Here is an 11,918-nt window from a genome sequence, read left to right as displayed (position 1 = left end):
TGTACTAGGTAGGTAGAATCAGTGAAGGGAGCGAGCCTGATGGCATTGAACAACAACCCGACCGTTCAGGACGGTGTTCAGGAAGAGGAGCAGGTACAGACCATCCTGTTCCATATGGGCGACGAGCACTACGGTCTGCCAACCATGCTGGTCAAGGAAATCATCAAACCATTGCCGGTTACCCGCTTTCCCAAATCTCCCCCCTATGTGGAAGGCGTTATTGATCTGCGCGGGAAAATCCTGCCGATTGTCGATCTGCGCAAGATGTTCGGTCTGGAACCGCAGCCGCTAACGGATGCCAGTCGGTTCGTGGATATCGAACTGGAGGGGTTTCGTACGGGGATTATTGTCGATGCCGTGTCAGAAGTGGTACAGATCCCGGTCAGCCAGATTGAGCCGGCTCCTCCGATTGTTGCCGGAGTTGACGGCCGATATTTGCGAGGAGTGGCCCGCTTAAACGACAAGCTGGTCCTTCTGCTCGATCCGGACGAAATCTTCTCGATGTGGAAGCATAAATAAGCAAGCAAAGCCGACAACGCATGTAGCGGAGCTGTCGGCTTTTTCTTGTTTTAGATCTGAAAAGCCGGGATTTTCCTGCCATCAATATCCGTAAAGCCGTATTCCTCGGCCAGTTGGCCAACCCTCAGAACGTGTCCGCTTTTTTGACTCACTACCGGATCACACGCCAAGGCACAGATGGCGCGTCCCACGTAGTATGGCGATTCGGTCTGCTTCAACGCTTCTACCGTGTGCCAATGCTTCTCATCCGTTTTGAAGTGGGCTAAAACCAGCTCTGTTCTCATCCAGCCCGGTGAAACGGCAACAACCGTAATACGGTCTTGCACCAATTCAGTGGCCAACCCATAAGCCATACGGACTAACGCATGCTTCGCCAGATCATAATAAAAGTTCCCGAGGTATTTGTTCTCATCCCAAAATGTTGTGTGGACAATCAAACCGTCCTGCTTCTTTCGCATCAGCGGAATCGCAAAGTGATTGGTCGCCAGTTGTGCACGGAGGCCCGCATGAAACATGTGATCCCAATGCTGGAGCGGCAATTGCCAAAAGGGCTGATCCTCGATCGGCAGTTCGTTTCCACCCCAAACATTGTTCACCAGAATATCCAATTGTCCCTGCTCCTGTTCAATGCGGTGCACGACAGATGCTGTCTCCTCATCACGCGTATGATCGCAACGAACGGCAATGGCGGTACCGCCAAAGGAGCCAATCTCTGCCACCGTCTCGTCAATCGTACCCGGAAAACCTTTCGTCGATTGTTCCTGGACACTTCTGCCCGTAACATAGACCGTTGCACCGGCTCTCGCCAATTCCACGGCGATACCTCTGCCGGCACCTCTGCTTCCCCCTGTGACCAGAGCGACTTTTCCTGTCAATGGATTCATGCCAAAACCCCTTCCTTTCAAGCTGTATGTTCGAAGCGATCAAAGATCAGGGCTATCGTAGCATGGCAAGTGTGACACCTTGTGTCATCTATCTACTCATCGTGGGAACGCTGGGTATGGAATGATCGAACAGCATGGTAAGATAGAGGTGTAGTAAAAATGGAGGAGTGAACAAGATGGAAAAGGTCATGTTTATCGAAATCGGAATGGGAATCGACCTGCACGGACAAGACGTCACAAAAGCATCTATCAGGGCCGTTCAAAACGCGATTCATCACAACTCAATGCCGGGCCTTAGGTCTGTTCTGCCGGATAACGACTTACATAATATGAAAGTGAATGTCAGGCTGGCCGTTCCTGCCGACAAAGAGAAGGTGGACCTGGATGCTGTTCGAGCGGAATTGCCGTATGGCCAGGTTGCGTTTGAGGTGATTGACGGCGGTATGCCACTCACTCTGGTTGGCAGCAGAGCTGTCCCTCACCTGATTCAAGCGCCGATTTGAGACTGCCCAATACTTGATCCCAAGCCATCTGATGCCATTCCAACGCCTTTGCCCACTCATCGCCATCGCCCCAGCCTGCATGTTCCAGCAGCAAGCGTGTCCCGCCGTTTTCTTCCTGCAGTGTGACGACTACGCGAGTCAGCTCCGCCTGTCGATTCATCAGTTCGGCAAACGGATCAGGCCCCTTCCAGGTGAAAGCAAGCCTCTCCTTGGGCTTCAGTTCCGTATAAATACATCCCTTTGTAGACATCTGCTCCCGGTTAGCCGGATCAAAAAACAGCTCAAATGCTCCCCCCACGCGGGCTTCCACGTTGGCCTCGGGTGCAAACCAGGCTGCCACCCGATCGGAGCTTGTCCACGCCCACCAGACCAGCTCTGGTGAAGCAGCGATCGTTACCTCTTTTACAATCTGCGGCATGTTGTCCCCTCTCTTTCTGCTCTGTGCTGCCTATATTTTACCAGATTGAACTAATAAAATGTAAGAAACGTTGAACCATTCGCTCTTTTTTCGACTCTTGCTCAACCTTCTCTCCCGCCACTGGCCAGGTAGGTGTAATTGACCCAGACCATCTCTTCGATGCCCAATATTTCCTTAAACAAATCGACGGAGTCGTACAACAGGGAACTGCCTGTCTGTTCATCGTACTCACATAGCAGGTTGAGATCAAAAACGGTGTGCAGCTGCTGTACCTGCAGGGGGGAGAGAATGCGGTTGAAGCAGTGCAGACGGACACGGTCGATTCCTTTGTGGATCTCCTGACGCAGCCGTCCCGACTGAATGAGGTCATGCAGGACGTGGTCGTATTCTCTGCGCAACTCCTCGTTCTCGATCACTTCCTGGGAGATGTCGATGCCTGGGTGACGACGCTCCAGCTCCTGCTCAGTCAGTTCGATTTCCAGATCGTACGCAATCGTTGCCGAAGTCACCTCATACCCTTGATCAAAGAGCCGAAATCCCCAGCCGTAATCTTCTGAATCGTGAAACCACAACAAGGTGATGCCACTGCGTGACAGTTCCCGCAGAAACTGCAGTGTCTCCGCCTTTTCCAGCCACTCATCCTTGAGAAAAAACACGTTCCACTTGTTGTTTAGATTTTTATGAAAATAGGGCTGCCGTGAACATGGCAAGGAAAGCAGTACATCGGGCTCGTAGGATCTGGAATACAACACTCCGGTAGTAAACTCACTCATTTGAATCCCCACCGCTTTCTCAGAAAGTGACGGTTACCCAACTGTTCGCACCAGCGACGCGCCAAGAAACACCTATCTGTGAACAGTCTATTCAACAGCACCCTCATTCTTGACGCGATCCTATGCGTACTGCGGTCTACGCCTCGTCTCCTTCCTGGATATGATCAGCTGTACCGGTCAGTCGGCCGGAGTGGATCACGGAATAAACGGCCCCCTGCGGCAGCAGCTCGGATCGATAGAGATGAATCTCCTTCACTTCCCAGGAGAGTGGAGGTATAGGTCGAAGTCTTTCATTCCACTCTGTGAGCGGCAGGGGGAATGTACCTGTGAAGGGGCCGCGGGCCAGGGTAATATGTGGCGTGTACGGCCGTTTTTCCTGCACTAGCCAAGCATATCTGCAAAACTGATTTCCCAGTAATCGATAAGTCTGCTGCAAGACCTGCTGCTCCCCGGACAGACCCAGCCACAGCACCTGTGGTCTGCCCGGATTGGGAAACACACCAAATCGCCCAATCGCCAAGCGAAAAGGAGCAACAACAGAGCTGACCAGATCAATGTCCCGTTGAAGCTCCGGGACATATTCTTCACTCACATCGCCGAGAAAATGGAGTGTCACATGCATATTCTCACACCGCTGCCAGCGCTTCGTCGCGATCTCCTGGCGCAGCCGTTGCTGTATGGTAGCGAGTGAAGCGGCAACCTGGTCTGGAATATCAACCGCAACAAACAAACGCATCTTCGCTTTCCTCCCTATCGATACGCGATTACCCCTGCAATTCAGGTGTCCACACTTTCATTAGAAAACTTGGCTTTGCCAAGGTACTGGCGGCAGGCGAAGCCAAGCTTTCTGATAATAAATGAAAGCCCTCCGACCCGGAGAGCATTGGTATAGAGAGCATCAGTTGTTAGACAACCGCTTCCTAGGCAGTCAAGGGCTTTCCTAAGATTGTATCCAATACATCATGCGCGTATTCCCTCAACATGCCTGTTTGAGGACGGTAGAGGAACTGGAGCGACACCTCCAGATGAGCGAGGGCGGTAGAAGGAGGGATATACCAATGAATCTCTGCCTTGCGCCCGATGCGTTCAGCTAGTCGGCGCTCCCATTGGTCTGCTTCACACTGCGGGCTGCAAGCAAGAGAAAAACGCATGGTGACCGGGAACGGTTGATCCATATCGGCCGTCTCTTGGCTTCCCCGCAATCTGCCTTTGATCGAAACGAGCCCTGCTGCTCCCCATAACGCGCATTCCAGCTGCGCTTGATATAACAAGCCGACACGTAATCCCAGCGTAGGCTCTCCCGCCTCGATACACAGCGAGAATTCTCCGGCGAGCTGCTCTACTTCTTGTTGGAACCGGCCGGCAACACGTGATACGGCATCAAACCAGTCAGGCTGGACAGTATACAAGTCTCTCACCTCATCTATGTTTGGTTTCTGCCGTATCCAATTCGCAGTTGCTCGTGTCAAATCCTTTGTTGAAAACTGACTAATTTTACCATGTTTTGCGATTGAAGGATCCGTCCGCTGGCAGGCGGTCTATTCATATGGATTGGGGGTAGCCGGCCAGTACGTGTCGAACAGCGTTTTCAATCTTCTCTGAAATGTTTCCGTCAGTTCCAGATGTAACGGTCTCCCCTGTTCTGACCGGATGATCGGGTATGCGCCAACCGCAAGCGGCTGTAATTCCCGTGTCTCGACAAAATCAGGCAGAGTCAGGAAAAAACGGGTAAACGGGTTTGCCTCCTCTTCGGCGCTGTGAACCACTTCAAACAAATGGTCCATCCCTGGCGTGACAATCATCGAAAGATAAGGAGGGGCTTTCGCCACCCAGACGATGAACGATTGGCTGCGAACATCGCTGCGGGCGTGGCGGCGCATCACCAACAAGGCTCGGTTGAGCGCCTCCATCAGCAACACCTGTGCGTGCTCTTCTCCATGCCGCTGCTCCATGGCTGCGTAATCGAACTGATAGGCGACACCGCTCTCCAGAAGCGTGGAATCCCCCAGCGAATCGGCATCCACAGTCGTCAGTTCCTCTTCTCTGATTTCCTCATCACCAGCTGCGGAACAGTGGGATTGCTCTTTGTCATTATCTGCAAACAGGCGCTCCGCCATCCGATACACTTGGTCCCGCTCGGCTGGTGAAAACGACACCGTCTCCGAGTAGATGTGGATCAGCTGCCCCTCCTGAAACGCCAAATGATGGATCCAGGTGAGCGGCTGTTGAACAAGCCGCAGGGCCATGTAACGTTCTCTCTCCTCGCCGATGTCGAACGCGATCGGAAATCCCAGCGGCTCGATTGGATCAGTTAAAGTCCAAACGACCGCAAACAGTTTGTCCCGATAGGTTTTCCAGTCAATGCTCAGTTCGTCGCGAGTTGCCTTGCTAAACTCTTCCACCGACTCAAAGACCAGGTACAGTTCGACATCCCCGGCGGCATCGATACGGGGGAAGTAAGGCAATCCTTCAGCTTCGACCAATCGATACAGGTCAGTGTAACCGGCTGAAGACAAGATCTGCCCCATCGTCTCCTGCGTAGGGGAGCGCAGTGACGGATCAGGGCTGATGGTTGGCATCAACTGTCTGTCCTTCATGTCTTCTCTTCTTTAGTCCACTCGCCTGCGAGCGGCCAATGGGCAATCTCGTCCAATAACCCTCGATCAGTCGAATCAATATGGATCGGCGTGACAGTAATATACCCACTCGTCAAGAGATGGTAATCGTCTCGCTCATCGGGCCTCTTCGCTTCTTTGTACTGCCGCTTGAGCCAGTACCCCTCATCCTCGCGGTGGTACTGGTCATCATAGTGATACAATGAGAGGACGGCTGGAGCAATCCCTTTTATGTCGGATTGCTTCCGATGCGGGATGTTCACATTCCAAAATACTTCAGGCGGCAGTTCGTTCTGCTTCGCCTTCTGCACGAAATGGCTAAGCAATGGCTGAATGATGTCAACCACTTCTCCGTAATCCTCTTCGTGGAAATAATTGTCATACGAGAGCGCGACAGCCGGTGTACCTAGGATCACCGCTTCCCGAGCCGCACTGCAGGTCCCTGAATAATAGACGTCTCGTCCAAGGTTATTACCCACATTAATCCCGGAGAGGACAAGATCCGGCTTCTTTTTGTCTGTCAACACCAGATGGTACGCAGACTTGATGCAGTCTGCAGGTGTGCCGTTCACCTCCCAAGCCTGTACCGGCAGCTCGTAAAAGGGATGGGGCTTGGGAGCCAGTGCCGAGCGATAAGTGATGCTGTGGCCGACACCACTGTTTTCTCCCGAGGGTGCTACCACAAACACCTCTACGTTGGGAAGCGTCAGGATAGCGTCAACCAGCAAGCGGATTCCTCGGGCGTTGATTCCGTCGTCATTTGATACCAAGATACGCACCATCTCCATGATTCCTCCTTCTGTTCCATTTTCTCATTTTACCAAAATCGCCACCGGGATGCGAAAGCGACAACAAAAAAAGCCGCGCATGCCACGGCTTTCTGGAAATGCTTCTTTATTCTCCGACGATCTTTTGCCAACGTTCTTTCCAATCGATACCTTCGAGTATCCAATCCTCCACCTGCTGCAGTTTATCCTGCTCGATTCCAAGCAGGCCGGCGATGCGCCGAATCTCTTGTTGTTCAGCGGGTGTGATCTTGCGGTCAGCAACCGCAACATGGTACAACTGTCGCAGCAAACGTAGCTTTTCCGTTCGTGTCAAGTCGGCCATATCTTGGACCAGTTGATCCGGCCGTTTGGGATTGTCTATGTCATCCATCAGGACTTGTCGTTCCCGCAGGGTAAAACGTTCGCTTTCCACCATGCGATAGACGCGCCCGATCTCTTTCTCTCCCATATACCCATCCGCATGACCAACACATATCATCAGTCGTATCGAATTAAACAAGATTTGCTTCTCATTCTCTGCATTGCCTGGCATGTTCATCCCTCTCTTTCGGCCAGCGGTGTTCTTGTCTATTATACGATGTTCAGCAGAAAGCGGTTGCAAAAAACTTTTGTCTTTTGTGTGAATCCAGTACGAAGTTGATTGATTGTTGCGCTTTCATATCTCCTGTTGAAACAAAAGCTGGCAATTCTTATAATCAGTCACATAGAAAGGGGTTGGGAATATTGAAAACGTTGGAACGAATCAGTCAATTTGTGGGGAACACGTTTGCTGTGTGGGTTTTGCTCTTTACGGTTCTGGCCTTTTTGTATCCATCCTGGTTTGTTGGCATTGCCCCCTATATCGTCCCTCTGCTGGGCATCATCATGTTTGGAATGGGATTAACCCTCTCCACCGCCGACTTTAAAGAAGTGTTTAAGCGTCCAAAAGAGGTGCTGCTTGGTGTTTTGGCACAATTCGTGATTATGCCGCTGTTAGGCTTCGGGCTGGCTGTGGGCTTGCGATTGCCCCCCGAAGTGGCAGTCGGCGTCATCCTGGTCGGTTGCTGTCCGGGTGGAACCGCCTCCAATGTGATGACCTACCTGGCCCGGGGGGATGTCGCCCTTTCTGTTGCGATCACCTCTGTCTCGACACTGCTCGCTCCGCTTGCCACACCCGGCTTGATCTTACTGTTCGCCAGCCAATGGGTTCCCGTTGACGCGCTCGGCTTGTTCTGGTCGATTGTTAAAGTGGTCATCATCCCCATTGCGCTGGGATTAATCGTCAAAATGCTGTTCAAACGTCAGGCAGAGGCAGGTGTAAAAGCACTGCCGCTGATCTCGGTCGTGGCCATCGTCGCCATTGTGGCCGCCGTGGTGGCCGGCAGCAAAGAAAGCATCGCCAGCAGTGGTCTCATGATCTTTGCCGTCGTTGTCCTGCACAACCTGATTGGTTTGGCACTGGGATACCTGATTGCCAAGCTGTTCAAACTGAACCTGAGCAAGCAAAAAGCACTTTCTATTGAAGTAGGGATGCAAAATTCCGGACTGGGCGCAGCGATTGCGGCCGCTCACTTTTCTCCGTTGTCAGCCGTCCCCAGTGCGCTCTTTAGTGTATGGCACAACATCTCCGGACCGATCATCGCCACTCTGTTTGGCAGAATGAAAGATCCAGATTGAGACACGTACAGGGTCTTCCCGATCTAATTCTTGTATAAAGAAGCTTGCAGGACACAGGAATCACCGGGAGCAAGAACCGATTGTCCGCTGCTTAGATAGGCTGATCGTTATCGCCTAACCGACGGGCAATCGGTTTTCCTTTTATACTTCCTGATGGACGCGCTCTAATTCAGCCGCTTGTGCCACCAGCTTCTTCACCTGAACCCGGTTGATCCGATAATGATCTACCTCGTCTACGATAAAACTATATCCTTCTGCGGTCACGTTATCTCCTACTTTTGGCGGATGGTCAATCTGCATGTAAATCCAACCCGCCAGCGTATCTACTTCCGTACCGTCCAACGAGAGTCCGAGGTAATCATTTACCTCTTCCAGCAGGACCCGACCGTCAAACGAGAAAACGTCATCTTTTTTCTCTACCTCCGGCCGCTCGTTGTCGAATTCATCCTGTATGTCCCCAACAATCTCCTCCATGATGTCCTCAATCGTTACCAGTCCTGCCGTACCACCGTATTCGTCGATCAGGATGGCCATCTGGTTATGCTGCTTTTGCATCATGGTAAGCAGTCGGCTGATGGAAATCGTCTCGGGAGCTGTCAAAACTGGCCGCATAATCGCTTCCAGCTCGCTCTTGTCTCCTTGCAAGACGTTGGTCAAGAGATCCTTGATATGCAGGGTACCGACTACATGATCCTTATCCCCTTCAATCACCGGATAGCGGGTAAACCTGCCATCCTTGACCAATTGTTTGTTGTGTTCATACGGATCGTGAAGATTCAACACCATCATATCGGTTCGCGGCACCATAATTTCCCGCGCCATTGTCTCGGAGAAATCAAAGATGTTGTCGACCAGCATCAACTCTGTCTTGTCGATCAAGCCGCTTTTATGGCTCTGACTAACCAGGATCCGGATCTCATCTTCCGTATGGGCCGCTTGCTGTTCGGTTATGGGTGGAATTCCAAACAACCCAAGAAACTTGAATGCCGCCCAATTGAGAAAGACAATAAACGGATACATCACCCTGTAAAACAGCTGAATGGGTCGTGCCACTTGTAAAGAAACCCACTCCGAACGCTGAATCGCAAGCGATTTAGGTGCCAATTCTCCCAGTACGATATGTAGGAACGTAATAAAGGAAAAAGCAACGATGAAGGAAATGGTATGGGTCCAGGGCTCTCCAATGGCAAAGAAAACGAACAACGGATGCAGCAAATCTGCAACCGCCGGTTCTCCCAACCAGCCCAAACCCAGCGAAGCCAGCGTAATCCCAAGTTGACAGGCGGACAGATACGCATCCAGATTGCGAATCAGTCGATCCACATGACGGGCCCGAGGGTTTCCCTCGGCGACAAGCTGGGCAATTCGCGACTCCCGCACCTTGACGACAGCGAATTCGGTAGCGACGAAAAAACCATTGAGAAAAACCAGCACCAGTACGAGGAAGAGGTTAAAGGCAGCGAGTAGCAGGAAATCGCTCTCCAAAGACAGTACCTCCTTTGCCAGCAGCTTCTCTCTAGTGTAACCCGCAACCCTTGGAAATATCGTCCCGACCAGCGCGCGGAAGACCGTACATGACAGACAAAGCCCCGTGCTGCTCTTCTGCGAAGACCACCACAGGGCTGTTACCAACTTGCTTCTCTATGCACTTGTTTATAACATCCTTTTCTCATCGTCATATCCGGCAATCGACAGCAGTTGTAGACAGCGGCATCACAATCCTCTGAGGAATCTCATCCCTCCCCCGACCTTTTCGCGAATTCCGTTTTTCAACCGGTTACTCCCTGCTATCAACCGCTCCTTTGCTGTAAAGTAGGCAGCGATGATGGATCGCTGTGACGATCATTATACGTATTATTTTTAATTTTGTAAATATTCAATCGTATGCGTTTGACGCGATCACCCCACCGCTTTTTCCCTCTGCTCACTCTCTCTTCTCCTTGCTCCTGTTTTGCATTTTTTCCTAACTCGCTTCCTGATCGGTTTTTTTCTTTTCTCTCCTCTACTGTGGTAGGATAGTGATAATCACTTGTACGAGGTGAACATCAGTGGAATACCGACCCGCTCTTCCCGCAATTGTGCAAAGTGACCGTACTGTCCTGCTTGAAGCCATGCATCCGCAGTTTGCCGAAGCGAGAGCGGCTTTGACCCGGTTTTGCGAGTTGGTCAAAAGCCCTGAGTACATCCATACCTACCGGATTACGCCGCTCTCTCTCTGGAATGCGGCAGCAAGCGGCGTCTCCGTTGAGGAGGTGCTCGACTCTCTGGATCGGTTCAGCAAGTATGGCGTACCCCCGACCATCGTCGCCGAAGTGCGGGACACGATGAGTCGGTATGGACTGCTGCTGATGGAACAATGGAGGGGACAACTGCTTTTGACGAGTGACAACTCCGGGATCCTCGCTGAACTCCTTCGCTATCCATCGCTGAAGCAGTATGTTCTGGAGCAGTTGTCGCCTACGACGTACGCCATCGCTGCCGACGCACGGGGGTTGCTCAAACAGGAACTGCTCCGGCTCGGTTATCCGGTGCGTGACCAGGCCGGTTACAACGACGGGGAGGCGTGCCCGATAGAACTGAAGGACGTGACGAACAGTGGCATGCCCTTTCACCTGCGCGATTATCAGCAAGCAGCCGTCGACGCCTTTTACGAGAGAGGCACGGAGTTGGGAGGAAGCGGTGTGCTGGTATTGCCTTGCGGAGCCGGCAAAACCGTGATCGGACTTGCTGCCATCAGTCGGCTGAAAACCGCAACCTTGATCCTGACTACCAACACCACATCAGTTCGGCAATGGAAACGGGAACTGCTTGACAAGACCAACATTGACCCCACCATGGTTGGTGAATACACTGGAGAAGGAAAGGAAGTAAGACCGATCACCGTCGCCACCTATCAGATCCTAACCTACCGCCGAAATGCGGAGGATCAGTTCCCGCATATGCGGTTGTTTCACGAGCGGAACTGGGGGCTGATCATCTACGACGAGGTGCATCTGCTGCCCGCTCCCGTCTTTCGAGTGACGGCCGGCATCCAGGCAAAACGGCGCCTTGGGTTGACAGCTACACTGGTGCGCGAAGATGGCTGCGCAGAGGATGTCTTCTCTCTGATCGGTCCGAAAAAGTATGATGTTCCATGGAAGGAGCTGGAGCAAAACGGTTGGATCGCCGAAGCCTGCTGTCGTGAGATTCGCCTGTCCATCGACCCGCTGTTGCGTCATGCCTACGCTCAGGCTGCACCGCAGCAGAAGTTCCGCATTGCGGCGGAGAACCCCCGCAAGATGCAAGTGATTCGCCAACTGCTCGATCGGCATCGCGATGACCAGATCCTGGTTATCGGTCAGTATCTCAACCAATTGAAGCAAGTGGCCGCTGAACTAGGGGCGCCGCTGATTACCGGCAGTGTCAGCGAGCAGGAACGGCAGGATTTGTACCGTCAGTTCAGAGCAGGTGAACTGAAGTGTCTCGTTGTGTCCAAAGTGGCCAACTTTGCCGTCGACTTGCCGGAAGCGAACGTGGCGATTCAGATCTCTGGAACATTTGGCTCTCGCCAGGAAGAGGCCCAACGGCTGGGCAGGATTCTGCGTCCAAAACAAAATGTCAACCAGGCTCATTTTTATACACTGGTAACACGTGATACACGCGAACAAGAGTTCGCCATGCATCGGCAACTGTTTCTCGTCGAGCAGGGCTACCGCTACGAAATAATGGAAGCAGAGGAGATAGAGTGAGTGATGAAACGCCGGCACCAATTGAATCGTCTCA

At 52.3% G+C, this 11,918-nt stretch carries 13 protein-coding genes; 4 read left to right on the top strand and 9 right to left on the bottom strand.

Annotated features, from left to right (window positions below):
• Positions 1 to 39 precede the first annotated feature (39 nt).
• Positions 40 to 519, top strand: coding sequence for a chemotaxis protein CheW (locus tag LOK74_RS03980; RefSeq protein ID WP_230045309.1), 480 nt, complete (start codon positions 40 to 42; stop codon positions 517 to 519).
• A gap of 50 nt (positions 520 to 569) precedes the next feature.
• Here LOK74_RS03980 and LOK74_RS03975 read toward each other — a convergent pair whose 3' ends face one another.
• On the bottom strand, positions 570 to 1,403 hold the full coding sequence (locus tag LOK74_RS03975; RefSeq protein ID WP_230045308.1) for an SDR family NAD(P)-dependent oxidoreductase: 834 nt from the start codon (positions 1,401 to 1,403) through the stop codon (positions 570 to 572).
• A gap of 176 nt (positions 1,404 to 1,579) precedes the next feature.
• Here LOK74_RS03975 and LOK74_RS03970 point away from each other — a divergent pair, with 176 nt between their 5' ends.
• Positions 1,580 to 1,906, top strand: a complete 327-nt coding sequence (locus LOK74_RS03970; RefSeq protein ID WP_230045307.1) for a Lin0512 family protein — start codon at positions 1,580 to 1,582, stop codon at positions 1,904 to 1,906.
• On the opposite strand, the gene LOK74_RS03965 is transcribed toward LOK74_RS03970, so the two are convergent.
• The 7 genes from LOK74_RS03965 to LOK74_RS03935 form a co-directional block, all read right to left on the bottom strand.
• Entirely contained in the window at positions 1,854 to 2,324 is a 471-nt protein-coding gene (locus tag LOK74_RS03965; RefSeq protein ID WP_230045306.1) for an SRPBCC family protein, read from the bottom strand. The two genes, LOK74_RS03970 and LOK74_RS03965, sit on opposite strands and share 53 nt — an antisense overlap.
• Before the next feature lie 101 nt (positions 2,325 to 2,425).
• Entirely contained in the window at positions 2,426 to 3,097 is a 672-nt protein-coding gene (locus tag LOK74_RS03960; RefSeq protein ID WP_230045305.1) for a hypothetical protein, read from the bottom strand.
• A 136-nt stretch (positions 3,098 to 3,233) separates the two neighbouring features.
• On the bottom strand, positions 3,234 to 3,833 hold the full coding sequence (gene thpR, locus LOK74_RS03955) for an RNA 2',3'-cyclic phosphodiesterase (protein WP_230045304.1): 600 nt from the start codon (positions 3,831 to 3,833) through the stop codon (positions 3,234 to 3,236).
• 184 nt (positions 3,834 to 4,017) lie between these two features.
• Positions 4,018 to 4,506 carry a hypothetical protein gene (locus LOK74_RS03950; protein ID WP_230045303.1) on the bottom strand — a complete coding sequence of 163 codons (489 nt, stop codon included), beginning with the start codon at positions 4,504 to 4,506 and terminating at the stop codon, positions 4,018 to 4,020.
• Positions 4,507 to 4,635: 129 nt separating this feature from the next.
• Complete coding sequence (locus LOK74_RS03945; RefSeq protein ID WP_230045302.1) at positions 4,636 to 5,694, bottom strand: hypothetical protein; 1,059 nt, start codon at positions 5,692 to 5,694, stop codon at positions 4,636 to 4,638.
• Positions 5,691 to 6,494 (bottom strand): 5'/3'-nucleotidase SurE, encoded by an 804-nt coding sequence (surE, locus tag LOK74_RS03940; protein WP_230046900.1) that lies wholly within the window; start codon positions 6,492 to 6,494, stop codon positions 5,691 to 5,693. The genes LOK74_RS03945 and surE overlap by 4 nt, the downstream gene beginning before the upstream one ends.
• Positions 6,495 to 6,606: 112 nt before the next feature.
• Positions 6,607 to 7,032, bottom strand: coding sequence for a tellurite resistance TerB family protein (locus tag LOK74_RS03935; RefSeq protein WP_230045301.1), 426 nt, complete (start codon positions 7,030 to 7,032; stop codon positions 6,607 to 6,609).
• 191 nt (positions 7,033 to 7,223) lie between these two features.
• Here LOK74_RS03935 and LOK74_RS03930 point away from each other — a divergent pair, with 191 nt between their 5' ends.
• Positions 7,224 to 8,156 (top strand): bile acid:sodium symporter family protein, encoded by a 933-nt coding sequence (locus LOK74_RS03930; protein WP_230045300.1) that lies wholly within the window; start codon positions 7,224 to 7,226, stop codon positions 8,154 to 8,156.
• A gap of 141 nt (positions 8,157 to 8,297) precedes the next feature.
• Here LOK74_RS03930 and LOK74_RS03925 read toward each other — a convergent pair whose 3' ends face one another.
• A complete protein-coding gene (locus tag LOK74_RS03925; protein ID WP_230045299.1) occupies positions 8,298 to 9,641 on the bottom strand; it encodes a hemolysin family protein in 1,344 nt (447 codons plus the stop codon).
• Positions 9,642 to 10,204: 563 nt separating this feature from the next.
• On the opposite strand from LOK74_RS03925, the gene LOK74_RS03920 reads away from it, so the two are divergent.
• On the top strand, positions 10,205 to 11,884 hold the full coding sequence (locus LOK74_RS03920; protein WP_230045298.1) for a DNA repair helicase XPB: 1,680 nt from the start codon (positions 10,205 to 10,207) through the stop codon (positions 11,882 to 11,884).
• Positions 11,885 to 11,918: the final 34 nt, after the last annotated feature.

The organism is Brevibacillus humidisoli (assembly GCF_020923435.1).
GTDB lineage: Bacteria > Bacillota > Bacilli > Brevibacillales > Brevibacillaceae > Brevibacillus_E > Brevibacillus_E humidisoli.
The sequence above is the reverse complement of the archived record's forward strand: the minus strand, read 5'-3'. Positions and strand labels throughout refer to the sequence as shown.